The organism is Pseudomonas sp. SC3(2021) (assembly GCF_019856535.1).
Classification (GTDB): Bacteria; Pseudomonadota; Gammaproteobacteria; order Pseudomonadales; family Pseudomonadaceae; genus Aquipseudomonas; species Aquipseudomonas monsensis.
Genome location: NZ_CP082236.1, coordinates 1,887,155 through 1,909,356 on the forward strand (window position 1 = coordinate 1,887,155; position 22,202 = coordinate 1,909,356).

Below are 22,202 nucleotides of genomic sequence, written 5' to 3' on the forward strand. Positions count from 1 at the left end.
GACATACGTGGCGAAACCCCCTCCCCAGGGTGAATTCGCCCGCAAAAAAGATGGGCTACGATATCACAGCGACCGCTACGGAACAGCGGCGCCCACAGACAAGGAATGTGTATGAGTATTCGCGATTGGCCTGCGGCGGAACGGCCGCGGGAGAAGCTGCTTGAACAGGGATCGGGAAGCCTTTCCGATGCTGAATTGCTGGCGATTTTTCTACGTACCGGGGTGTCCGGTAAAAGCGCGGTGGATCTGGCTCGACACCTTTTGAGCCAATTCGGCAGCCTGCGGGTTTTGCTCGAAGCCGATCTTGCGACGTTCAGCGAGCAATTGGGCCTGGGGCCGGCAAAGTTCGCCCAGCTGCAAGCGGTGCTGGAGATGGGGCGCCGACACCTGGCTGAGCGAATGCGCAAGAAACCGGCGCTGGAGAGTCCTCAGGTGGTCCGCGATTACCTCAAATCCATGCTGCGTCACGAGCCGCACGAGGTGTTTGGATGCCTGTTTCTCGACTCCAAGCATCAAGTGCTGACCTTCGAGGCGCTGTTTCGCGGCTCGATCGACAACACCAGTGTGCACCCTCGGGAGGTTGTGAAGCGCGCGTTGGCCAATAACGCGGCGGCGGTGATCCTCTGTCACAACCACCCGTCGGGGAACAGCGATCCCAGTCAGGCGGATCGCCAGCTGACCAAGCGTTTGCAGAAGGCTCTGGAATTGATTGATGTGCGAGTGCTGGATCACTTCATCGTGGGCGAAGGCGAGCCACTGTCCATGGCGGAGTGTGGCTGGATGTAAATCTCGGGAACGATGCAAATCCCTGTGGGAGCGAGCTTGCTCGCGAAGGCGTCGTGTCAGTCAGCATCACGTTTACTGACAGACCGCTTTCGCGAGCAAGCGCGCTCCCACAGGTTTGATTGCATCCACAGGGTTTCGTGTCGGGCAGGTTATTTGAGGTTGACCTTGGAGTAGTCCTGCCGGCCAAACGGGCTGACTGAATAACCTTGCACATCCTTGCGCGTCAGCGCGAAAGCGGTCGGATGCGCCAGCGGCAACCACAGCGCCTGTTGCTGAATCTGCGTCTGCGCCTGCTCATACAGCTTGGTGCGTACGCCTTGCTCGCTGGTGGTCTTGCCGGCGCTGATCAGCTTGTCCAGATCGGCGTTGCAGTAGCGCGCGAAGTTGGTGCCCGATTTGACCGCCGCGCAGGAAAACTGCGGCGTGAGGAAGTTGTCCGGATCGCCGTTATCGCCGGCCCAGCCCATGAACAACAGGTCATGCTCGCCAGCCTTGGCGCGGCGAATCAGTTCGCCCCACTCGATCACGCGGATTTCCGCTTGAATGCCGATCTCGGCCAGGTCCGATTGCAACAGCTGGGCGCCGAGGCTCGGGTTCGGGTTGAGCAGACTGCCCGACGGACGCGTCCAGATCGTGGTCTGGAATCCGTCCTTCAAACCGGCCTTGGCCAGCAGTGCCTTGGCTTTTGCCACATCGTGTGGATAGCCCGGCAGGTTCTTCGCGTAGCTCCAGGTATTCGGCGGGTAAGGGCCGTTGGCGGGTTCGGCGGTGTCTTCGAACACGGCTTTGATGTAGTTGGCCTTATCGAACGCAAGGTTGATTGCCTGGCGCACTTCCGGCTTGTCCAGCGGCGGGTGCTGGCTGTTGATGCCGACGAAAGCGGTCATGAACGCGTCAGTCTTTTCCACTTTCAAGGTCGGCTCTTTCAGCGCGGCCTGTACGTCCAGTGGCTTTGGTGACAGGGCGATCTGACACTCGTTATGCCGCAGCTTTTGCAGGCGCACATTGGCATCCGGCGTGATGGCGAAGATCAGCGGATCCACTGCAGGCTTGCCGCCGAAGTAATCCGGGTTGGCCTTGTAGCGGATCGACGCATCTTTCTGAAACCGGGTGAACACGAACGGACCGGTGCCGATTGGCTGGCTGTTGAGCTTGTCCGTGGCGTTGGCCTTGAGCAGCTTGTCGGCGTATTCGGCGGAATAGATCGAGGCGAACCCCATGCTCAGGGTGGCGAGGAAGGTCGAATCCGGATGGTCGAGGGTGAAGCGCACGGTCAGCGGATCCAGTGCGTCGATTTTCTTGATCAGCGCCGGCAACTGCATCGACTGCGCATGCGGGAAGCCGCTTTGCGCGACCTTGTGCCATGGATTGGCCGGATCGAGCATGCGGTCGAAGCTGAATTTGACGTCTTCGGCGGTCAGCTCGCGGGTCGGTTTGAAGTATTCGGTCGTATGAAACTTCACCTGTGGATGCAGTTTGAAGACATACGACAGCCCGTCGGTGCTGACTTCCCAGCTGTCGGCCAGGCTCGGGACCACTTTGCCGCTGGCAGTATCGAAGTCCACCAGGCGGTTCATCAGCACATCGGCCGAGGCGTTGGTGGTGGTCAGCGAGTTGTATTGCACCACGTCGAACCCTTCCGGGCTGGCCTCGGTACAGACGCTCAGCGCGGCGGCCTGGGCCAATGGGCTCAGCAGGAGCGGGACGAGCAACAGGGGTAGGGCAGCGAGGCGCATGGTCGGTTTCCTTTTACAGATCGAAGGCCCATCTGCAAGTGCAGTCTGGAAAAGGCCTACCCTAGAGGTCGCGATTGCAAATGACTATCCCCTTTTTGCATTTTTGGGGCAGGGCTTATGCAATTTCGACTGTCTGCTGGTGCATGCAAAGGCGTGATACCCTTCGCGGCCGGTTTTCTGCGACGAGCGGTAAAAGGCGACGGCGGCCTTTGTGTAAAGCGCTCGCAGCCCGAATTTGCGCCTTTTTGCTGATTGATTGCACACCGATTGTTGTTGCTCCCCGGTCTTTCTGGTATAAAGCAGCGCTCTTTTCTAGGGGCCCGGTTCCTTCACTGTAGGTGTAGCCGGTAAGACCTCTAAAGAAACGCGGCGCCTGGCGCCAAATGACTGAGAGATTAAGCGGCCAACCCATGCCGGGTTGGGCATGTGGTTTTAGAGGGCTGAGGCATGTCTAGAGTATGTCAAGTTACCGGTAAGGGTCCGGTAACCGGGAATAACATTTCCCACGCAAACAACAAAACCCGTCGTCGTTTCCTGCCGAACCTGCAGCATCACCGCTTCTGGGTTGAAGAAGAGAAACGTTTTGTGCGTCTGCGCGTATCTGCCAAAGGCATGCGTATCATCGACAAGCGTGGCATCACTGTCGTGCTCGCCGAACTTCGCCGCGATGGCAAGATTTAAGGGAGCTAATCATGCGTGAATTGATTCGTTTGATCTCGAGCGCCGGTACTGGTCACTTCTACACTACCGACAAGAACAAGCGTACTACCCCGGACAAAATCGAGATCAAGAAATATGATCCGGTTGTTCGCAAGCACGTGATCTACAAGGAAGGCAAAATCAAGTAATTGATTTTTCCCGACTTACAAAAAAGGCCCGTATCTCACGATACGGGCCTTTTTTGTTGCCTCGGGTTTCTGTGGTTTCTGGCCTGGCCTCATCGCTGGCAAGCCAGCTCCCACAGTGATCGCTGGTGTTCACAAAATTTGTGTTCACCGCAAAACCTGTGGGAGCTGGCTTGCCAGCGATAGGGTCGGATCAGTCAGCGACAATCTCAAGCCTTCTGTTCAAAGATCACATAGATCTTGCGGCAAGCCTCAAGCACTTCCCAGGTTCCACGAAACCCTGCCGGAATCACGAAGCGATCGCCCACGCGCAAGGTCTTGGCATTGCCATCGCTGTCTCGCAGCACCGAAACCCCCTGCAGGATTTCGCAGTATTCATGCTCGGTGTAATTCACCGTCCACTGACCCACCGCACCTTCCCACACACCGACATTCATTTGCCCGCAAGGGCTGTCGTATTGATTGAACACCGCTTGCTCGGGATCGCCCTTGAGCACTTTGGCCGGGTCCGGGCGATAGCGTTCGGCTTCGCTGCTGGTCAGACTGATGTCGACGACGTTCTGGATGTTCATTGTTGTTTTCTCCCGTGATGACGGCGCGGTGGTTGGAAAGGGCCAAAGTCTATGTTTATTAAATTGAACACCGCAAGGCCGTATAGCCGGCTTATGTCAAATATATTGAAACAACCCCGGCCGCTGGTTTAGGGTGGCGGGTGCCTTGGGCCGAAAAGCAGGCTGGCCGGGCAGCATTCCTGAAGACGACCGCGAAGACCGCGGCGCTCTATTCAACAAGAGGAGGACACTCGAATGACCACCCTGACTCGTGCCGACTGGGAACAACGCGCCCGCGACCTGAAAATCGAAGGCCGCGCCTACCTCAATGGTGAATACACCGACGCCGTCTCCGGCGAGACTTTCGAGTGCATCAGTCCGGTCGATGGCCGTCTGCTGGGCAAGATCGCCAGCTGTGACGCCGCTGACGCTCAGCGCGCCGTGGAAAATGCCCGCGCCACCTTCAATTCCGGTGTCTGGTCGCGCCTGGCGCCGACCAAACGCAAAGCTACCATGATTCGTTTCGCCGGCCTGCTCAAACAGCACGCCGAAGAGCTGGCCCTGCTCGAAACCCTCGACATGGGCAAGCCGATCAGTGATTCGCTGTACATCGACGTGCCGGGTGCTGCGCAAGCGCTGAGCTGGAGCGGTGAGGCGATCGACAAGATCTACGACGAAGTCGCTGCCACGCCGCATGACCAACTGGGCCTGGTGACCCGCGAGCCGGTGGGCGTGGTCGGCGCCATTGTGCCGTGGAACTTCCCGCTGATGATGGCCTGCTGGAAGCTGGGGCCGGCGCTGTCCACCGGTAACTCGGTGATCCTCAAGCCGTCGGAAAAATCCCCGCTGACCGCCATCCGTATCGCTGCGCTCGCGGTAGAAGCCGGCATTCCGAAAGGCGTGCTCAACGTGCTGCCGGGTTACGGCCACACCGTCGGCAAGGCGCTGGCGCTGCACAACGATGTCGACACCCTGGTGTTCACCGGTTCGACCAAGATCGCCAAGCAACTGATGATCTACTCCGGCGAGTCGAACATGAAGCGCGTGTGGCTGGAAGCTGGTGGCAAGAGCCCGAACATCGTGTTTGCCGACGCACCGGACCTGCAAGCCGCTGCCGAATCCGCCGCCAGCGCCATCGCCTTCAACCAGGGCGAAGTCTGCACCGCCGGTTCGCGTCTGCTGGTCGAGCGTTCGATCAAGGACAAATTCCTGCCGATGGTGATCGAGGCGCTGAAGGCCTGGAAACCGGGCAATCCACTGGACCCGGCGACCAACGTCGGGGCGCTGGTCGACACCCAGCAGATGAACACCGTGCTGTCGTACATCGAGTCCGGCCACACCGACGGCGCCAAACTGGTGGCCGGCGGCAAGCGCATTCTTCAGGAAACCGGTGGCACCTACGTCGAGCCGACGATTTTCGACGGCGTCAGCAACGCGATGAAGATCGCCCAGGAAGAGATCTTCGGCCCGGTGCTGTCGGTCATTGCGTTCGACACCGCCGAAGAAGCGATTCAGATCGCCAACGACACGCCGTATGGCCTGGCCGCTGCGGTGTGGACCCAGGACATCTCCAAGGCCCACCTGACCGCCAAGGCCCTGCGTGCCGGCAGTGTGTGGGTCAACCAGTACGACGGCGGCGACATGACTGCGCCGTTCGGCGGCTTCAAGCAATCGGGTAACGGTCGTGACAAGTCGCTGCACGCGTTCGACAAGTACACCGAGCTGAAAGCGACGTGGATCAAGCTGTAAGCCGCTGAGGGGAGCCTGATTCAATCAGGCTCCCAAACCAGACAGAGATCCCTGTGGGAGCGAGCTTGCTCGCGAATGCGGTGTATCAGTCAGCAAATCTGCTGAATGTGAAACCGTATTCGCGAGCAAGCTCGCTCCCACATTGGTTTTGTGGTGCACATAAAAATAATCCACAGGAGTGTGGACCATGCGTTGGGCGACGTATTTCGCCGTGTTGGCGTCTGTCTTGAGTGTCGGCCTGGCCCTGGGGGTCAGCATGCCGCTGGTGTCGTTGCGCCTGGAGGGCTGGGGCTATGGCTCTTTCGCCATCGGTGTGATGGCGGCAATGCCGGCGATCGGCGTGTTGCTGGGGGCGAAGATTTCCAGTCATCTGGCGGCACGTTTCGGCACGGCGAACCTGATGCGTCTGTGCCTGTGGGCTGGAGCACTGTCAATCGGCTTGCTGGCGTTGCTGCCGAGTTATCCAGTGTGGCTGGTGCTGCGCCTGATGATCGGGGTGATCCTGACCATCGTGTTCATCCTCGGCGAGAGCTGGATCAATCAACTGGTCGTCGAAAACTGGCGTGGTCGCCTCGTCGCTCTGTATGGCAGCAGCTATGCGCTGAGCCAACTGTCTGGTCCGTTGCTGCTGGGCGCGCTCGGCACTGAACACGATTATGGGTTCTGGGTCGGTGTCGGGCTGCTGACGGTTTCGCCTTTTCTGTTGATGGGCCGCAGCGGTGCGCCGAGCAGCGAAGCGAGCAGTGTGACCTTCGGCGACCTGTGGGGTTTTGCCCGCGAGTTGCCGGCGATTGCCTGGGCAGTTTCGTTGTTTGCCGCGTTCGAGGCGATGATCCTGACGCTGCTGCCGGTGTATTGCCTGCAACAAGGCTTCAGCGCCGAGATCGCGCTGGCAATGGTCAGCACGGTGGTGGTCGGCGACGCGCTGTTGCAACTGCCGATTGGCGCGCTGGCAGACTATCTGTCGCGGCGCACATTGTTCACCGGCTGCGCAGTGGTCCTGATGCTGTCGAGCCTGGCGATCCCCATGCTGATCGACACGCTGTTGATCTGGCCATTGTGGGTGCTGTTCGGTGCCAGCGCCGGTGGGTTGTTCACTTTGTCACTGATCCTGATCGGCGAGCGTTATCGCGACGATGCGCTGGTGCGGGCCAATGCGCACATTGCGCAGTTGTGGGGTGTCGGTTGTCTGATCGGGCCGTTGATGGCGGGGGCGGGCAGTCAGTGGATCAGCGGGCATGCGTTGCCGTTGTTGATGGCGGCGGGGGCGTTCGGGCTGGTGATTCTGCTGATGCGCCAAGGTGCGTTTGGCACCGTGTCCGAACCTGCCTGACCTGATTCCGATCCGAGTAATGAAAGTGTGGTGCGACGGTTCGCTAAATCCCCTCGCCACAAAAGCCCTGTCACGGCACTGACCTGTGTTTGTTTACAGCATCCGTTCAAGACCCACCGTGGTGCTGAACCATGCATTGAAGCGCCGCCACCAGCTCCCCGGTTCCTCGGTCAGCGTGTGCAGCTGGCCGTTGTCCTCGGTCACCCAGACGAGCTTGCCATCCTGCAGTTTCGCCTGATAACTCAGCGCTGGCGCCATGCCTTGCAGGGCCAGTTCGCGCACGTGCTCGGCCAGTTCCGGGCTGTCCACCAGCACGCCGACTTCAGTGTTCCACAGCACCGAACGCGGGTCGAAGTTGAACGAGCCGATAAACGCTTTGCGCCGGTCGAAAATCATCGCCTTGCTGTGCAGGCTGGAATCCGAACCCCGAAACGACTTGCTGTAGAACAGGTGCGGGCCGCTGCCGTAGTTATCCCCAGGCTGGCGACGCAGTTCATACAGTTTCACCCCGTGTTCCAGCAGCGCCTTGCGGTACGGCGCGTAACCGCCGTGCACCGCCGGCACGTCGGTGGCTTCCAGCGCATTGGTCAGCAGGCTCACCGAGACCCCGGCGTCGGCGCGTCCGGTCAGGTACACCAGGCCCGGCTGGCCGGGCACGAAGTACGCCGAAATCATGATCAGCTCTTTGTTGACGCCTCTCAGCTCCGGCGCCAGTTGCGTGGTCAGCAGCAGTTGCGGGTCCGGCTCGTTCTTGGCCAGCACCTTGCTTGGGGCATCCCACAGCGCCTGGTTCCAGGCCCAGATCAGTTCCTTGCGCCAGATGTCCATGCGCGGTTCGGTCTTGAACGTCATCAGCTGTTGGTACAGCGCGTGATTCTGTTTGCGGGTTTCATCCAGTGACTCTTCCAGGCGCGTGCGGGTGTTCTGCAAGTCCTTGGCGGTCGGTTTGCTGGAGAGGAATTCGTCGATCGGCTTGCTCAGCGCGCTGTTCCAGTATTGGTCGAAGCTGTGTCCGAGTTGCTCGGCCACAGGTCCGACGCTGAGCATGTCGATGTCGGTGAAATTCAGATTCGGCTCGGCGTCGAAATACTCGTCGCCCAGGTTGCGCCCGCCGACGATGGCCACGCTGTTGTCCGCCAGCCACAGCTTGTTGTGCATGCGCCGGTGTTGCAGCGACAGGTTGAACAGGCGCCCGGCGGCGCGGGTGACGCCGGTGCTGCGGCCCAGGTGCAGCGGGTTGAACAGGCGGATCTGGATCTGTGGATGCGCCGCGAGGGTGGCGATGAGCGTGTCGAGGCCGTCGCTGGTGGTGTCGTCGAGCAGGATGCGCACGCGCACGCCACGGTCGGCGGCCTTGAGCAGTTCTTCCACGAGCATCCGCGTGCTGACGCCGTCATGGACGATGTAGTACTGCAAGTCGAGGCTGGTTTGTGCCTGGCGAATCAGCTCGGCGCGGGCGGTGAAGGCCTCAGTGCTGTTGGACAGCAGGCGAAACCCGGAGCGCCCCTGATAGGGTGCGGCCTGAGCCTGGATCGAGCGGCCGAAACTGGAGTTCGACGCCGGCAAGGCCTGGCTCGGTTCACGCGGCACATCGAGGCTGGCGCAACCGCTCAGGAGCGAGGCGAGCATCAGCAAAGCGATTAGGGGCTGTCTGAAGCTCACGTAGGTTCATTCCGGTCGGCAGCAAAGGTCGGCATATGGACGCTGATCACTCGAAAAAAGTCAGTCGGCTTCGGCCAGTAATTTGCTGGCGGCGGCGCCGACCTTGCGCACCGCCTCTTCGATCTGCGGTGTCGGTTTGGCAGCGTAGTTCATCCGCAGGCAATTGCGGTATTTGCCCGAGGCGGAAAAGATGCTGCCGACGGCAATCTGTACGCCCTGGTCGTGCAGCGCCCGATTCAGTTTCAGCGTATCGAAACCTTCCGGCAGTTCGACCCACAACATGAAGCTGCCCTGTGGACGGCTGGCGCGGGTGCCGACAGGAAAGTAGCGGGTCACCCAGTCGATCATGACGTCGCGATTACGCTGGTATTGTGAGCGCATCCGCCGTAAATGCGGTTCGAAGTACCCGGATTTGAGAAATTCGGCAATCGCGATCTGCGGCTGCGGCGCAGTGGAGCCGGTGCTGATGTATTTCATGTGCAGCACCCGTTCCAGATAGCGGCCCGGCGCGACCCAGCCGATGCGCAATCCCGGCGCCAAGGTCTTGGAAAACGAACTGCACAGCAACACGCGGCCGTCCTCGTCGAAGGACTTGATCGTGCGTGGACGCGGGTAGGTATAGGCCAGTTCGCCGTACACATCGTCCTCGATGATCGCCACGTCGAAGCGCTGCGCGAGGTTGAGCAGCGCGCGTTTGCGCGACTCCGGCATGATGTAGCCCAGTGGGTTATTGCAGTTGGGCGTGATCTGGATGACCTTGATCGGCCATTGTTCCAGCGCCAGTTCCAGTGCTTCGAGGCTGATGCCGGTCAGCGGATCGGTGGGGATTTCCAGGGCTTTCATGCCCAGGCCCTTGAGCGTCTGCATGGCGCCGTGAAAGCTCGGCGAATCCACCGCGACGATGTCGCCGGGCTCGCAGATCGCGTGGATGCTGGTGGACAGCGCTTCGTGGCAACCGGTGGTGATGACCAGGTCGCTGGCGCTCAACTGGCAACCGGAATCGAGCATCAGCCGGGCGATCTGTTCGCGCAGTTCGAGGGTGCCGTGGATGTTGTCGTAATACAGACCGGGCATGTCTTGGCGCCGACTGATTCGCGCCAGTCCGCGCAACAGCGGTTTCATGGTGGGCGTGGTCACATCCGGCATGCCGCGCCCCAATTGCACGACGTCCTTGCGGGGCACCGCACGAATCAGCTCCAGCACCTGATCCCACTGCGAAATCTCCACCGGCCGCTGCGCCGGACGGCCGACCGCCGGCAGCTCCGGCAGCTCGCGTCCGACCGGTACAAAGTAGCCGGACTTGGGCTTCGGCGACGCCAGACCACTGTCTTCGAGCATGCGATAAGCCTGCTGCACCGTGCTGAGACTGACGCCATGTTCTACGCTCAAGGCGCGCACCGACGGCAATCGGTCACCCGGACGGTAGAACCCTTGTTCGATGCGCGTGCCGAGCAGCTCGGCGAGATTCACATAAAGCGTCATGGCAGGTGCCTCGATGCAGGAGTTTCGTTAAACCAGTACAGATGCGGCGAAAATCGACAATTCAGTGGCAGAAACGGCAAATCTGTATGGAGTTAATACAGATCGGTTGAATCTGTAATGCTTTTGCCGGCCCGCGCATCATGGAATCTCTGGCGACCCAAGTAAACAGGAGCGACAAAAATGAACGGCTTGAGCGATGTGCGGCTGACGTTACACAGTCAGGAACTGGTGACAGGGCAGGAGGACGGTGCATGGAATACGGCCCTGCGCAACGCGCCGTCCGGCCTCAGTCGCTGGGGCCTGTTCTGGCATCGTCTGCACACGCGCAAGGCGTTGCTGGCGCTTACACCCGAGCAGCTCAAGGATGTCGGGCTGACCCGGGAGCAGGCGCAGGAGGAGGGGTTGAAGCCGTTCTGGCGGATCTGAAGGAGGGCGGTGCTCTTGGTGACGCCATCGCGAGCAGGCTCACTCCTACAGGGGAACGCATTTCAACTGTAGGAGTGAGCCTGCTCGCGACAGGGTCTTCAAATCCCCTGCCAACACATCAGACCAGCTCTTTGAGCCGATGCCACAACATCCCCAGCGCCAGCAACGGCGAGCGCAAATGCTTGCCGCCCGGGAAGGTGATGTGCGGCACCTTGGCAAACAGATCGAACCCGCCACTGTGCTGGCCGCTGATTGCCTCGGCCAGCAGCTTGCCGGCCAGGTGCGTGGCATTCACCCCGTGCCCGGAATACCCCTGAGCGTAATACACGTTCGGCTGATCATTGAGCCGACCAATCTGCGGCAAGCGGTTGGCGCCGATGCCGATCATTCCGCCCCACTGATAGTCGATCTTCACCCCGGCCAGTTGCGGAAAGACGTCGAGCATCTTCGGCCGCATGTAGGCACCGATGTCCTTTGGATCGCGTCCCGAGTAATGGCAGGCACCGCCGAACAGCAGGCGCCGATCCGCCGAGAGCCGGTAGTAATCCAGCGCCACCCGCTGGTCGCAGACCGCCATGTTTTGCGGCAGCAGGGCGTGCGCCTGTGCCTCGCTCAACGGTTCGGTGGCGATGATGTAGCTGCCGGCGGGCAGGACTTTGCCACTGAGTTGTGGATTGAGGTCATTCAGATAAGCGTTGCAGCCCAGTACAAGTGTCTTGGCGCGCACCGAGCCTTGCGCCGTGTGTACCTTCACTTCGAGGCCGTAGTCGATGCGAGTGACGGCCGACTGTTCAAACAGTTTGACCCCCAGTTGTTGCGCGGCAGCGGCTTCGCCCAGCGCCAGGTTCAGCGGGTGCAAATGTCCCGAACCCATGTCGATCAAGCCGCCGACATAACGCTTGGAGCCGACCACGGTGTGCATCTGGTCGGCTTGCAGCAAGCGGGTTTCGTAGCGATAACCGAGGCCGCGCAGTTCGTCGGCATCTTCGGCAAAGCCTTCGAGGTCGGCAGGTTTGTTGGCGAGGTCGCAGTAGCCCCAGGTCAGGTCGCACTGGATCTGGAAACGCTCGACGCGCTGGCGAACGATTTCCACCGCTTCCAGGCCCATGAGTTTCATCTGGCGTACGCCGTCGGCACCGATGACGTTGGTGAACTGATCGAGGCCGTGGCCGACCCCGCGAATCAGCTGCCCGCCGTTACGGCCGCTGGCACCCCAGCCGATCCGGTGCGCTTCCAGCAACACTACGCTGAGGCCGCGTTCGGCCAGTTCCAGCGCGGTGTTCAGCCCCGAGAAGCCGCCGCCGACCACGCAGACGTCCGCTACCACCTCACCTTGCAACTGCGGATGATCAGGCTGTGGCAGGCTGCTGGCGGCGTAATAAGAGGCAACGTGTGGTTGGCTCGCGGTGATGTGGGCGCGGGCGATCATGGGCGTCATCCAACGGCTGAGTGTCGAGAAAATTTGACGGAGGATAAGCCGCACGCCCGAAATTGGGCAACATTGGTCGGCCTGCGGTGTCTGGATCAGGGCTTTTGCGGCACAATCGTCGCCTATTTCCCGTCGGTCACCGCTTCGATGAGCTGCAACAGCCAGAAAATCCGTACCCTGCGTCAGCAGATCCCCTCGTTCGACTGCGTGCCGGGCTGCCATGACTGTTGCGGGCCGGTGACCACCTCGCCGGAAGAAATGGCCCGCCTGCCGCGCAAGACCCGCGCCGAGCAGGATGCGGCGCTGGAAGCACTGAACTGCGTACACCTGGGGCCGAATGGCTGCACGGTGTATGAAGAGCGGCCACTGATCTGCCGGTTGTTCGGCACCACCAAAACGCTGCCGTGCCCGAACGGGCGAGGGCCGGTGGAGCTGATTCATCCGCGGGTTGAAAAGCAGATCTTCGAGTACATGGCTTCGAATCGGCAGGTGCTGGTCTAACGGGGTGGCACTCGGAACCGAGTCGGCGCCATCGCTGGCAAGCCAGCTCCCACAGGTTCGGCGGCGAGCGGGGGATTTTGTGAACACCCGCACTCATTGTGGGAGCTGGCTTGCCAGCGATAGGGCCGGGTCGGGCCCAATACACCTCAATCCGGAATCGGCAGGCTCAGGCTCTCTTTCACCTCTTCCATCACGATGTAGCTCTTCGATTCGCGTACATGCGGCAGCTTCAACAGAATGTCGCCGAGCAACTTGCGGTAAGACGCCATCTCGGAAATCCGCGCCTTTACCAGATAGTCGAAATCCCCTGACACCAGGTGACATTCCAGCACATGCGGCAATTTCAGCACCGCGCGTCGGAACTCTTCGAAAGTGTCGCCGGATTTGTAATCGAGGCTGATCTCGACGAACACCAGCAGGCTACCCTTCAAGTGCTGCGGATTCAGCCGGGCGTTGTAGCCCATGATGATCCCTTCGCGCTCCAGACGTCGCACCCGCTCCGTACACGGCGTGGTGGACAGACCGACCTTCTCCCCGAGTTCGGTAAACGATATCCGCCCGTCCGCCTGCAGGATCCGCAAGATGTTGCGGTCGATCTTGTCCAGCTCACGTTTGGTCTGAGTGTTGGTACGCATAGGGGATGCGCCTCCGTGAAAAGGGTTTTTGCCGAGAATTGTCGCCAAATATAGGCGCTTATACAGTGAAAAGCACTGGCCAATCTTTTTTACACTGCGCGCATCATTGCTCTAACAACAGACGTACGCGGCCCTGCCGCGATGAGGGATACAAAAATGCGCGTAATGGTCTTGGGTAGCGGCGTCATCGGTACCGCCAGTGCTTACTATCTGGCCCGTGCCGGGTTTGAAGTGGTGGTGGTCGACCGGCAGCCAGCCGTCGCCATGGAGACCAGTTTCGCCAACGCCGGCCAGGTGTCGCCGGGTTACGCCTCGCCGTGGGCCGCACCGGGCGTGCCGCTCAAGGCGATCAAGTGGTTGCTGCAACGCCACGCCCCTCTCGCGATCAAGGCCACCGCTGACATTGACCAGTACCTGTGGATGGCGCAGATGCTGCGCAACTGCACCGCCAGCCGTTACGCGGTGAACAAGGAGCGCATGGTGCGTCTGTCCGAGTACAGCCGCGACTGCCTCGACGAATTGCGTGCGGAAACCGGTATCGCCTATGAAGGCCGCAGCCTCGGCACTACGCAATTGTTCCGCACCCAGGCGCAGCTCGATGGCGCCGCCAAAGACATCGCCGTGCTGAAAGAGTCCGGCGTGCCGTTTGAAGTCCTCGACCGCGCCGGCATTGCCCGCGTCGAACCGGCCCTGGCCAATGTCACCGACATCCTTGCCGGTGCCCTGCGTCTGCCGAACGACCAGACCGGCGACTGCCAGATGTTCACCACCCGCCTCGCCGAAATGGCGGTGAAACTGGGTGTGGAATTCCGCTTTGGCCAGGACATCCAGAAGCTCGACTACGCCGGTGACCGCATCAACGGCGTGTGGATCGACGGCAAGCTGGAAACCGCCGACCGCTACGTGCTGGCCCTCGGCAGCTACTCGCCGCAACTGCTCAAGCCGCTGGGCATCAAGGCCCCGGTGTATCCGCTCAAGGGTTACTCGCTGACCGTGCCGATCACCAACCCGGACATGGCTCCGACTTCGACCATTCTCGACGAGACCTACAAGGTCGCGATCACCCGTTTCGACAACCGCATCCGCGTGGGCGGCATGGCCGAGATCGCCGGTTTTGACCTGTCGCTGAACCCGCGTCGGCGCGAAACCCTGGAGATGATCGTCAACGACCTTTATCCTCAGGGCGGCAATCTGGCCGAGGCGAGCTTCTGGACGGGCCTGCGTCCGACCACCCCGGACGGCACGCCGATCGTTGGCGCCACACCGTTCAAGAACCTGTTCCTCAACACCGGTCACGGCACCCTGGGTTGGACCATGGCGTGCGGTTCCGGTCGTTTGCTGGCCGATCTGATGGCGAAGAAAAAGCCGCAGATCAGCGCCGAAGGCCTCGATATTTCCCGTTACGGCAACAAGCCTCAGGAGTCCGCAAAACATGGCAATCCAGCGCCAGCTCACCAATGAGCGCATGAGTCAGATCGTCACCCACAACGGCATCGTGTATCTGGCCGGACAGGTCGGCGATGACTTCAACGCCGGGGTCGAACAGCAGACCCGCGACGTGCTCGCCAATATCGAGCGTTTGCTGGATCTGGCCGGGACTGACAAGCAGCATCTGCTGTCGGCGACGATCTACCTCAACGACATCGAGACGCACTTTGCCGGGATGAACTCGGTGTGGGACCAGTGGCTGCCCAAAGGCGCCGCGCCGGCCCGCGCCACCGTCGAAGCGAAGATGGCCAAACCGAGCATCCTGGTGGAGATTTCCATCGTCGCCGCCTTGCCGTAATCGTTTCAAAGATCCCTCTCCCGGCGCTGTTGGCGGTTCACGTCGTCAGTCGGCGCCGGTTTTTCTTCCCATGACCGCCTAGAAGTCTGCCGCCATGCGTCCTGCCCGTGCCCTGATCGACCTCCAAGCCCTGCGCCACAACTACCGAATTGCCCGCGAAATCACCGGCGCCAAGGCGCTGGCCGTGATCAAGGCCGATGCCTATGGTCATGGCGCGGTGCGTTGCGCCCAGGCGCTGGAAGCCGAGGCCGACGGGTTTGCCGTCGCCTGCATCGAGGAAGCGCTGGAGCTGCGCGCCGCTGGCATTCGTGCGCCAGTGTTGCTGTTGGAAGGGATTTTCGAAGCCGATGAATTGGCGCTGATCGTCGAGCATGACTTCTGGACCGTGGTGCATTCGCTGTGGCAGCTCGAAGCGATCGAGCAGGCGGCATTGGGCAAACCGATCACCGTGTGGCTGAAACTCGACTCGGGCATGCACCGCGTCGGTTTGCATCCCAAGGATTACGCGGCGGCCTATCAACGCCTGCTGGCCAGCGGCAAAGTGGCGAAGATCGTGCTGATGAGCCACTTCGCCCGCGCCGATGAGCTGCACGAGCAGAGCAGCGCCGACCAAGTCGCGGTGTTCGAAGCGGCGCGTCAGGGCCTGGCGGCCGAAGTCAGCCTGCGCAACTCACCGGCCGTGCTCGGTTGGCCGCAGATTCACAGCGACTGGGTGCGTCCGGGCATCATGCTCTACGGCGCGACCCCGTTCGAAGAAGCCAACGCCGTGGCCGAGCGTCTGCAACCGGTAATGACCCTCGAATCGAAAGTCATCTGCGTGCGCGAACTGCCCGCCGGCGAGCCGATCGGCTATGGCGCCAAATTCATCACCGACAAGCCGATGCGCGTCGGCGTGGTCGCCATGGGGTATGCCGATGGTTACCCGCGTCAGGCACCGACCGGTACGCCGGTGTTGGTCGCCGGCCAACGCAGCCGCATTCTCGGTCGCGTGTCGATGGACATGCTGTGTATTGACCTCACCGATGTGCCGGAAGCCGGCCTCGGTTCGACCGTCGAGCTGTGGGGCAAAAACATCCTCGCCAGCGAAGTGGCGAAGTGGGCGGACACCATTCCATACCAGATATTCTGCAACCTGCGTCGTGTGCCAAGGCTCTATTCCGAGGGCTGACGCCGCTGCGGGGGCCAAGTGTTGTAAATACTGAACGCTGTCGCCATGATAACGCTCAATATTCTTACAACATCAGGAGGCTCCCGCCTTGGACGTCGGTGAACGACTGCAATCGATCCGCAAGCTCAAAGGGCTTTCCCAGCGTGAACTCGCCAAGCGCGCGGGCGTTACCAACAGCACCATTTCGATGATCGAAAAGAACAGCGTCAGCCCTTCGATCAGTTCGCTGAGGAAAGTGCTGGGCGGGATTCCCATGTCGATGGTCGAGTTCTTTTCCGAAGAGATCCTGCAGGAAGTCCCGACCCAGATCGTCTACAAGGCCAACGAGCTGATCGACATCTCCGACGGCGCCGTGACCATGAAACTGGTCGGCCGCGCGCACCCTAGCCGCGCTATTGCCTTCCTCAACGAAATCTACCCGCCGGGCGCCGATACCGGCGAAGAAATGCTCACCCATGAAGGCGAAGAAACCGGGATTCTGGTTGAGGGTCGTCTGGAGTTGGTGGTGGGACTGGAAACTTTTATTCTCGAAGCCGGCGACAGCTACTACTTTGAAAGTACCAAGCCGCATCGTTTCCGTAATCCGTTCGACACGCCGGCGCGACTAATCAGCGCAGCCACGCCGGCGAATTTTTAACGATAGAGGCGCCAGGCCATGACGGCGAAGGCATCCGAATAGTTTTTCCACTGCGCGGTATAACCCCTTCGACTATGGGGTTGTTTCAGTGTGGCGGGCTACCCGCTATACTTGCGCCCGCCTGCGAACCGTGGCCGCAGGCGTGAATAGCCACCATTGAGGGTGAACGCGTGAACCTAATTATGAAAATGCTGGCCGCACCAGCAACCGTACTGGCCCTCTGGGCTGTCAGCGCTCAAGCTGCGACGAATGACGACATTGCCAAGCGCCTCGAGCCGGTCGGCCAGGTGTGCGTTCAGGGGCAGGAATGCAAAGGAATGGAGGTCGCAGCCTCCGCTGGCGGCGGCGGTGGTGCGAAGACACCGGATGAAGTGATTGCAAAACATTGCAACGCTTGCCACAGCACCGGGCTGCTGGGCGCACCGAAAATCGGTGACACCGCGGCCTGGAAAGAACGCGCCGATCACCAGGGCGGCCTCGACGGCATCCTGGCCAAAGCCATCACCGGCATCAATTCCATGCCGCCAAAAGGCACCTGCGCCGATTGCTCGGATGACGAGCTGAAGGGCGCGATCCAGAAGATGTCCGGCCTGAAGTAAGGCGCGCTTCTGATGAAAAAAAACCGTCTTCGGACGGTTTTTTTTGTGTGCAGCATCACTGCATGCTTTTCGCGATAAAGGCACCGGAAGAATTAAGTACGGCTTTGTACACAGCATAAGCATCAGTATCTGCCGGAGTTATTGGTTCGGAGCGCCCTTCCGATATCTGTCTCAGATCACATCCCGGGATCGACAAAATGAGAGGTGAGTGTGTGGCGATGATGAACTGTGCGCCTTTGCGTGCTAGCTCCATTATTCGGTTGATAAATACCAATTGCCTCAATGGGGATAACGACGCTTCCGGTTCATCGAGAACGTACAGTCCCTGGGCTTTGAATCGGTTTTGAAACAGAGCCTCCATTGCTTCACCGTGCGACATGCAATGCATATCCACGCCGCCGTAATAGGTCTTTATTTCGGGATCAAAGCTCCCCTCTGCATCAAGCTTGCGGATCGCAGTGTTCAAGTTATAGAAGGTTTCTGCTCTGTAGAAAAAAACGTCCTTCTCCCTTCGGTAGCCTTTTGAAAGCGTCAGGGTTTCGTGCAGTTTCGAGTGGGTGTTCTCAGTCGAGAAATTGAAGTTCTTCCCGCCGCCTTCTGGATTGCATCCCAACTTGATGGCAAGTGCTTCAAGCAACGTGGATTTACCAGAACCGTTTTCTCCAATAAATACGGTAATTCTGCTATTGAATTGAAGCGGAAAAAGGCCGCGTAAAAAATGAGCCGCGGCTATGTCTGGCTTCAGGCGTATCTGCTGGATGAATAAATCATTCATATTGGCGCCCCCTGAATACTCTACCAACGGATACCTTTACTCCTATCATCGTTATACCAAGTCTTATCGAACTCGTGCTGGCCATGGTAAAAATTCCGACGTAGCCAAGATAGGCAATAAGACGCTCGCCGAATAACTCCGGCGTCGCAGTGGCGCTAAAAATGATGACTGATACTGTCCCGGCCGAGATAGCCATTTCCGGCCAGAAGCACTGAATGGCGTTGGCTTTTTGATATTTGTAGCGTGCTTGTATTGTGTTGCTCAGACATTCATTGCTATTGCTGATAAGTGATTGAGAGCTTTGCTCATCAATTGTGCGTGAGCTGAAAGTGCTGATTAACGATTCCTTGTACAGGTCTTCATTGATCATTTCGGCTTTATACAGACTCTGGATATGTAGTTTTGCAAATTTCAACTGCACACAAGTCAATGTCATGATAAATATCAACGGGATGAAAAAATAAGTATTTTCACGGAGTAAGATATAGGCTGTAGCAAATGTCAGAATACAAGATCCTGCCAGATGAATTGAGTCATGAAGGACTGAAGCAATTTTCTCGGCATCTTCTTTGATCATCGTCACGCGAGAGCTTAACGGGCAAGGTCTTTCATCATGCACAATGAAATTGATGAGTGAAAAGCGAGATTTCGCTTCCATGAGCGCCGCCATGGAGCTGCCCAGAGTTTGAGTCGCGAGTTTGGATAAAAAAATAGCGGTGAGAAGGAAATACAGATTAGTGCTGACAGCACCACTACTGAGAGCAGTAAGTCCCTCTGCCACGATCGAAGGTATTAGCAACTGACATGCAGCTGCTAAAATCAGGCATATTGTTGAAAACAAAAATAATGCCCCGTTTTTTCGCAAGCACATAAGCATAATTCAACGCCCCCCGTGCTGTAGTTTATAGCTCAGTATTCGATTGCGGCGATAAGAGGCCTCTCTGCTTGAGTAGTAAATGGATATAAGTGATATTGTTGGGCTGAGCACACGCTCAAGGTAGATGGCTGAGGCAAAGATAGCACCTGTTGTCAAAGCGCTTTCACTTTTTAAATGAGCGGATATCAAGAACAAAACAACTATCGCTACCAAGTAACATGTTCCTGAAATTGATTCGAAAAAAGATGCCTTCAGGTTTGAACGAAAAGCGAGGCGCTCAATATTTTTGATGTCCAACTTGACTCTGTCGTTGTACGGTTTGGCATCGCATACATGCGCACAGATTGCCCCGATTATAACGGTGTTTGCTTGGACGTATTCTTCAAAAAGGGTGTCGCTCTTTCTCCGGGTTATAAAATATGCAGCTGAGGCATATAGCAGGCCGCTAAGGGGGGCGAGCGCCAGAAGAGGATGATACTGAGCCGTTATAATCAGCGCGAAGATTATGATGCTGAAGTTGAGTGAAGTGTCAAAAAATACCGAATGGTATAGATACATCGAACCGTCAACATCGCCGTCGATGAGTTCGATCTGCTCACCTGGATTTTCCCTATATGTAGATGCCTTGCTTCGCAGGTGCGTTAGAATTGTCCTTTTCAGAATATATCTTGTCTTGGCAGCAGTCCTTTGTAGATAAATGTTGGCTGCTAGTTTCAAGGGAGGCGTCGCGATGATAAGAAGCGAAGCGCCTGCGAGTGCATATAAATATAAGCGATCTTGGGATACATACAAATTAATTGAATTGCCGATTAGGTAGGGTGATGCGCTTGTTAGAACTGAAATACCCAGGCCAAAGCAGCAAAGTATTAGGTTGCTTTTCATGGTTTGATAAATTCCATTTGGTGCGGAGAAACGGAAAATCGTGATTGTGTTTTTAATCCTAGCTATTATTAAATTGACTTCAATTCAGACTCATCCTGAAGTTTTGCGTGATTAAATTCGAGTCAATGTAGGAAGGAAGCTGTAGGCTTGTGCGATGATTCTTTTGGTGTTGTTAATTCATTGTTATTGTTGAAAGTTTTCTGGATGTGCTTGCACCAAGCACCGCACTCGCCTATTTCACTTTTTTCGCATTAATTGCCTTCCCTCGGAAGTAAATCCCCGGCAATCTCGGTCTACCCCTTTTCACGGAACGGGCAGGAGGCTTCAGATGGTGCAGTTGTGTTCGATCGAACAGGCAGTGGACGAGGTGCTGGCGCGTTTGCCGGCGCATATCCACATGGGCATGCCGCTGGGCCTGGGCAAACCCAATCACTTCGTCAACGCGCTGTACCGGCGGATCAAAGGCCTGCCCGAGCGGCAACTGACGATGTATACCGCGCTGTGCCTTGGCCGTCCGACGCTGGGGGATGGTTTGCAGAAGCGCTTTATCGAACCCTTCGTCGAGCGGGTGTTCGGCGACTACCCGGAATTCGATTTCCTCGCCGACCTGCATCACGACAGCCTGCCCGCCAACATCCGTATCGAACAGTTTTTCATGCAGCCCGGCAGCCTGCTCAACAGCGCGCCGGCCCAGCAGGATTACGTCAGCAGCAACTACAGCCACGCCGCCCGTGACATCAACGCTGCCGGGCTGAACCTGGTGGCGCAACTGCTGGCCAGCAGCAGTGAACACCCGGACCGTCTGAGCCTGAGCTGCAACCCGGACATCACCCTCGACCTGTTGCCGATGATCGCCAAGCGCCGCGACGCCGGGGAAACCATTTTGCTGGTCGGCCAGGTGCACACCGATCTGCCGTACATGCCCGGCGACGCCGAAGTCGATATCGACACCTTCGACCTGCTGATCGACGCGAAGGACAGCAGTACGCTGTTTTCCACGCCGAACATGCCGGTGGGGTTTCAGGACCATTTCATCGGTTTGCACGCCAGCACGCTGGTGCGCGACGGTGGCACCCTGCAGATCGGCATCGGCTCAATGGGCGATGCCCTGACCGCCGCACTGCTCGCACGTCAGGCGGATAACGCCGGATACACAGCGTTGCTCGATGACATCAACCTCAGTCAGTGGGCGCAGTTGATCGAACGGGAGGGTGGCACCGCGCCGTTCGCCAAAGGCCTGTACGGCTGCAGCGAAATGTTCGTCAACGGTCTGCTGGTGCTGGCGGATGCCGGGATCATCCGGCGCAAGGTCTATCCCGACGTGCAGACGCAGGAACAGGCCAACGCTGGCACCCTCGATGAGGCCGCGCAGACTGACGGCATCTCGGTGCATGGCGGTTTCTTCCTCGGCCCGCGCAGTTTCTACGAGCGCCTGCGCGAGTTACCGCAGAGTAAACGCCTTGAATTCAACATGACCCGCATCAGCTACATCAACGAGCTGTACGGGCAGGAAGCATTGAAGCGCTTGCAGCGACTTGATGCGCGGTTCATCAACACCGTGTTCACCATGACGTTGCTGGGTGCCGGCGTGGCCGATCAACTGGAAGACGGGCGGGTGCTCAGTGGCGTCGGTGGGCAGTACAACTTCGTTGCCCAGGGCCATGCGCTGCACGATGCGAGGTCGATTCTGATTCTGCGCAGTTGGCGTGAGTCCGGCGGCGATGTCAGCTCGAACATCGTTTGGGAATACGGCCACTGCACGATCCCACGGCACCTGCGCGACATCGTGGTCACCGAGTACGGCATTGCCGATCTGCGTGGCAAGACCGATGCGGTGGTGATCGAGTCGTTGCTGAACATCAGCGATTCCCGTTTCCAGCAGGGGCTGATCGAGCAAGCGCAAAAGGTCGGCAAACTGCCAAAGGATTTCCGTCTCGATCCGCGTTTCGCCGAGAACACCCCGCAACGCTTGCAGGCGATTGCCGCGAAGCATCCAAACCTGTTTCCGGAGTATCCGCTGGGTTGTGATTTCACCGCGATCGAGCGCGATCTGCTGCGAGCGCTGAACTGGCTAAAGAGCAAGTTCAAGCTGAGCGAAATCCTCGAACTCGGCAAAGCCGCCCTCGATGCCCCCGAGGCATCGCTATACCCCGAACACCTCGAGCGCATGCAACTCACAAACCCGGAAGGCCTGAAAGAAGACCTCTTCCAGCGCCTGCTGCTCACTGGCCTCAAAGCCACCGCGCAGTAACAAGCGACAAAAAAAACTGTGGGAGCGAGCTTGCTCGCGAAAGCGGTTAGTCAGTCACTGAAGAGGGGACTGATCTGACGCCTTCGCGAGCA

General features: G+C 58.7%; 22 protein-coding genes. 13 read left to right on the forward strand and 9 right to left on the reverse strand.

The window, feature by feature from the left end:
• Positions 1-111: 111 nt before the first annotated feature.
• Positions 112-786 (forward strand): RadC family protein, encoded by a 675-nt coding sequence (gene radC, locus K5Y35_RS08275; protein WP_123469846.1) that lies wholly within the window; start codon positions 112-114, stop codon positions 784-786.
• A 149-nt stretch (positions 787-935) separates the two neighbouring features.
• On the opposite strand, the gene K5Y35_RS08280 is transcribed toward radC, so the two are convergent.
• On the reverse strand, positions 936-2,522 hold the full coding sequence (locus K5Y35_RS08280) for an ABC transporter substrate-binding protein (RefSeq protein ID WP_222834056.1): 1,587 nt from the start codon (positions 2,520-2,522) through the stop codon (positions 936-938).
• Positions 2,523-2,969: 447 nt separating this feature from the next.
• Between K5Y35_RS08280 and rpmB the strand changes: the two genes are divergently transcribed.
• Positions 2,970-3,203, forward strand: coding sequence for a 50S ribosomal protein L28 (gene rpmB, locus K5Y35_RS08285; protein ID WP_007920377.1), 234 nt, complete (start codon positions 2,970-2,972; stop codon positions 3,201-3,203).
• A gap of 11 nt (positions 3,204-3,214) precedes the next feature.
• Positions 3,215-3,370, forward strand: coding sequence for a 50S ribosomal protein L33 (gene rpmG / locus K5Y35_RS08290; protein WP_003177274.1), 156 nt, complete (start codon positions 3,215-3,217; stop codon positions 3,368-3,370).
• Positions 3,371-3,576: 206 nt separating this feature from the next.
• Here the strand turns inward: rpmG and K5Y35_RS08295 are convergent, their stop codons facing one another.
• Entirely contained in the window at positions 3,577-3,939 is a 363-nt protein-coding gene (locus K5Y35_RS08295; RefSeq protein WP_123469842.1) for a cupin domain-containing protein, read from the reverse strand.
• A gap of 234 nt (positions 3,940-4,173) precedes the next feature.
• Here K5Y35_RS08295 and K5Y35_RS08300 point away from each other — a divergent pair, with 234 nt between their 5' ends.
• Together K5Y35_RS08300 and K5Y35_RS08305 are read left to right on the forward strand one after the other, a co-directional pair.
• Positions 4,174-5,667 (forward strand): aldehyde dehydrogenase, encoded by a 1,494-nt coding sequence (locus K5Y35_RS08300; RefSeq protein WP_008086799.1) that lies wholly within the window; start codon positions 4,174-4,176, stop codon positions 5,665-5,667.
• Between the two features lie 187 nt (positions 5,668-5,854).
• Positions 5,855-7,000 (forward strand): MFS transporter, encoded by a 1,146-nt coding sequence (locus K5Y35_RS08305; RefSeq protein WP_123469840.1) that lies wholly within the window; start codon positions 5,855-5,857, stop codon positions 6,998-7,000.
• Between the two features lie 93 nt (positions 7,001-7,093).
• Here K5Y35_RS08305 and K5Y35_RS08310 read toward each other — a convergent pair whose 3' ends face one another.
• Together K5Y35_RS08310 and K5Y35_RS08315 are read right to left on the reverse strand one after the other, a co-directional pair.
• The gene (locus K5Y35_RS08310; RefSeq protein WP_222834057.1) at positions 7,094-8,662 is read right to left on the reverse strand and encodes a phospholipase D family protein; all 1,569 of its coding nucleotides are present in this window, start codon (positions 8,660-8,662) and stop codon (positions 7,094-7,096) included.
• A gap of 60 nt (positions 8,663-8,722) precedes the next feature.
• Positions 8,723-10,144, reverse strand: a complete 1,422-nt coding sequence (locus K5Y35_RS08315) for a PLP-dependent aminotransferase family protein (RefSeq protein WP_128615342.1) — start codon at positions 10,142-10,144, stop codon at positions 8,723-8,725.
• Between the two features lie 180 nt (positions 10,145-10,324).
• On the opposite strand from K5Y35_RS08315, the gene K5Y35_RS08320 reads away from it, so the two are divergent.
• Entirely contained in the window at positions 10,325-10,570 is a 246-nt protein-coding gene (locus tag K5Y35_RS08320; RefSeq protein ID WP_123469834.1) for a DUF1127 domain-containing protein, read from the forward strand.
• A 118-nt stretch (positions 10,571-10,688) separates the two neighbouring features.
• Here the strand turns inward: K5Y35_RS08320 and K5Y35_RS08325 are convergent, their stop codons facing one another.
• Positions 10,689-11,999 carry an NAD(P)/FAD-dependent oxidoreductase gene (locus K5Y35_RS08325; RefSeq protein WP_222834058.1) on the reverse strand — a complete coding sequence of 437 codons (1,311 nt, stop codon included), beginning with the start codon at positions 11,997-11,999 and terminating at the stop codon, positions 10,689-10,691.
• 147 nt (positions 12,000-12,146) lie between these two features.
• On the opposite strand from K5Y35_RS08325, the gene K5Y35_RS08330 reads away from it, so the two are divergent.
• On the forward strand, positions 12,147-12,500 hold the full coding sequence (locus K5Y35_RS08330; protein WP_123470310.1) for a YkgJ family cysteine cluster protein: 354 nt from the start codon (positions 12,147-12,149) through the stop codon (positions 12,498-12,500).
• Between the two features lie 146 nt (positions 12,501-12,646).
• Here the strand turns inward: K5Y35_RS08330 and K5Y35_RS08335 are convergent, their stop codons facing one another.
• Positions 12,647-13,135, reverse strand: coding sequence for an Lrp/AsnC ligand binding domain-containing protein (locus K5Y35_RS08335; RefSeq protein ID WP_003177284.1), 489 nt, complete (start codon positions 13,133-13,135; stop codon positions 12,647-12,649).
• A 156-nt stretch (positions 13,136-13,291) separates the two neighbouring features.
• On the opposite strand from K5Y35_RS08335, the gene dadA reads away from it, so the two are divergent.
• From dadA to K5Y35_RS08360, 5 genes are all read left to right on the forward strand, one after another.
• A complete protein-coding gene (dadA, locus tag K5Y35_RS08340) occupies positions 13,292-14,596 on the forward strand; it encodes a D-amino acid dehydrogenase (protein WP_123469830.1) in 1,305 nt (434 codons plus the stop codon).
• Positions 14,568-14,921 (forward strand): RidA family protein, encoded by a 354-nt coding sequence (locus K5Y35_RS08345; RefSeq protein ID WP_222834059.1) that lies wholly within the window; start codon positions 14,568-14,570, stop codon positions 14,919-14,921. The genes dadA and K5Y35_RS08345 overlap by 29 nt, the downstream gene beginning before the upstream one ends.
• Before the next feature lie 94 nt (positions 14,922-15,015).
• Positions 15,016-16,089, forward strand: a complete 1,074-nt coding sequence (gene alr, locus K5Y35_RS08350) for an alanine racemase (protein WP_123469826.1) — start codon at positions 15,016-15,018, stop codon at positions 16,087-16,089.
• Positions 16,090-16,177: 88 nt separating this feature from the next.
• On the forward strand, positions 16,178-16,726 hold the full coding sequence (locus K5Y35_RS08355) for a cupin domain-containing protein (RefSeq protein WP_123469824.1): 549 nt from the start codon (positions 16,178-16,180) through the stop codon (positions 16,724-16,726).
• Positions 16,727-16,908: 182 nt separating this feature from the next.
• Positions 16,909-17,325 carry a c-type cytochrome gene (locus tag K5Y35_RS08360; protein WP_123469822.1) on the forward strand — a complete coding sequence of 139 codons (417 nt, stop codon included), beginning with the start codon at positions 16,909-16,911 and terminating at the stop codon, positions 17,323-17,325.
• Positions 17,326-17,380: 55 nt separating this feature from the next.
• Here the strand turns inward: K5Y35_RS08360 and K5Y35_RS08365 are convergent, their stop codons facing one another.
• The 3 genes from K5Y35_RS08365 to K5Y35_RS08375 are packed head-to-tail and all read right to left on the reverse strand — an operon-like array spanning position 17,381 to position 19,859.
• The gene (locus K5Y35_RS08365) at positions 17,381-18,100 is read right to left on the reverse strand and encodes an AAA family ATPase (RefSeq protein WP_222834060.1); all 720 of its coding nucleotides are present in this window, start codon (positions 18,098-18,100) and stop codon (positions 17,381-17,383) included.
• Positions 18,093-18,971 (reverse strand): hypothetical protein, encoded by an 879-nt coding sequence (locus tag K5Y35_RS08370; protein ID WP_222834061.1) that lies wholly within the window; start codon positions 18,969-18,971, stop codon positions 18,093-18,095. The genes K5Y35_RS08365 and K5Y35_RS08370 overlap by 8 nt, the downstream gene beginning before the upstream one ends.
• 9 nt (positions 18,972-18,980) lie before the next feature.
• Positions 18,981-19,859: a hypothetical protein gene (locus K5Y35_RS08375; protein WP_222834062.1), complete on the reverse strand. Its 879-nt coding sequence runs from the start codon at positions 19,857-19,859 to the stop codon at positions 18,981-18,983.
• Positions 19,860-20,187: 328 nt separating this feature from the next.
• Here K5Y35_RS08375 and K5Y35_RS08380 point away from each other — a divergent pair, with 328 nt between their 5' ends.
• Positions 20,188-22,110 (forward strand): acetyl-CoA hydrolase/transferase C-terminal domain-containing protein, encoded by a 1,923-nt coding sequence (locus K5Y35_RS08380; protein WP_222834063.1) that lies wholly within the window; start codon positions 20,188-20,190, stop codon positions 22,108-22,110.
• Positions 22,111-22,202 lie beyond the last annotated feature (92 nt).

Bases quoted from the DNA above. Each gene is read 5' to 3' on its own strand.
- K5Y35_RS08360 (WP_123469822.1), top strand. From the start codon at position 16,909: ATGAAAATGCTGGCCGCACCAGCAACCGTACTGGCCCTCTGGGCTGTC.
- K5Y35_RS08305 (WP_123469840.1), top strand. From the start codon at position 5,855: ATGCGTTGGGCGACGTATTTCGCCGTGTTGGCGTCTGTCTTGAGTGTC.
- K5Y35_RS08295 (WP_123469842.1), bottom strand. From the start codon at position 3,939: ATGAACATCCAGAACGTCGTCGACATCAGTCTGACCAGCAGCGAAGCC.
- K5Y35_RS08380 (WP_222834063.1), top strand. From the start codon at position 20,188: ATGGTGCAGTTGTGTTCGATCGAACAGGCAGTGGACGAGGTGCTGGCG.
- K5Y35_RS08280 (WP_222834056.1), bottom strand. From the start codon at position 2,522: ATGCGCCTCGCTGCCCTACCCCTGTTGCTCGTCCCGCTCCTGCTGAGC.
- K5Y35_RS08370 (WP_222834061.1), bottom strand. From the start codon at position 18,971: ATGTGCTTGCGAAAAAACGGGGCATTATTTTTGTTTTCAACAATATGC.
- K5Y35_RS08325 (WP_222834058.1), bottom strand. From the start codon at position 11,999: ATGATCGCCCGCGCCCACATCACCGCGAGCCAACCACACGTTGCCTCT.
- K5Y35_RS08365 (WP_222834060.1), bottom strand. From the start codon at position 18,100: ATGAATGATTTATTCATCCAGCAGATACGCCTGAAGCCAGACATAGCC.
- K5Y35_RS08330 (WP_123470310.1), top strand. From the start codon at position 12,147: ATGAGCTGCAACAGCCAGAAAATCCGTACCCTGCGTCAGCAGATCCCC.
- rpmG (WP_003177274.1), top strand. From the start codon at position 3,215: ATGCGTGAATTGATTCGTTTGATCTCGAGCGCCGGTACTGGTCACTTC.
- K5Y35_RS08345 (WP_222834059.1), top strand. From the start codon at position 14,568: ATGGCAATCCAGCGCCAGCTCACCAATGAGCGCATGAGTCAGATCGTC.
- K5Y35_RS08375 (WP_222834062.1), bottom strand. From the start codon at position 19,859: ATGAAAAGCAACCTAATACTTTGCTGCTTTGGCCTGGGTATTTCAGTT.
- K5Y35_RS08300 (WP_008086799.1), top strand. From the start codon at position 4,174: ATGACCACCCTGACTCGTGCCGACTGGGAACAACGCGCCCGCGACCTG.
- K5Y35_RS08315 (WP_128615342.1), bottom strand. From the start codon at position 10,144: ATGACGCTTTATGTGAATCTCGCCGAGCTGCTCGGCACGCGCATCGAA.
- K5Y35_RS08335 (WP_003177284.1), bottom strand. From the start codon at position 13,135: ATGCGTACCAACACTCAGACCAAACGTGAGCTGGACAAGATCGACCGC.
- K5Y35_RS08320 (WP_123469834.1), top strand. From the start codon at position 10,325: ATGAACGGCTTGAGCGATGTGCGGCTGACGTTACACAGTCAGGAACTG.
- dadA (WP_123469830.1), top strand. From the start codon at position 13,292: ATGCGCGTAATGGTCTTGGGTAGCGGCGTCATCGGTACCGCCAGTGCT.
- alr (WP_123469826.1), top strand. From the start codon at position 15,016: ATGCGTCCTGCCCGTGCCCTGATCGACCTCCAAGCCCTGCGCCACAAC.
- rpmB (WP_007920377.1), top strand. From the start codon at position 2,970: ATGTCTAGAGTATGTCAAGTTACCGGTAAGGGTCCGGTAACCGGGAAT.
- radC (WP_123469846.1), top strand. From the start codon at position 112: ATGAGTATTCGCGATTGGCCTGCGGCGGAACGGCCGCGGGAGAAGCTG.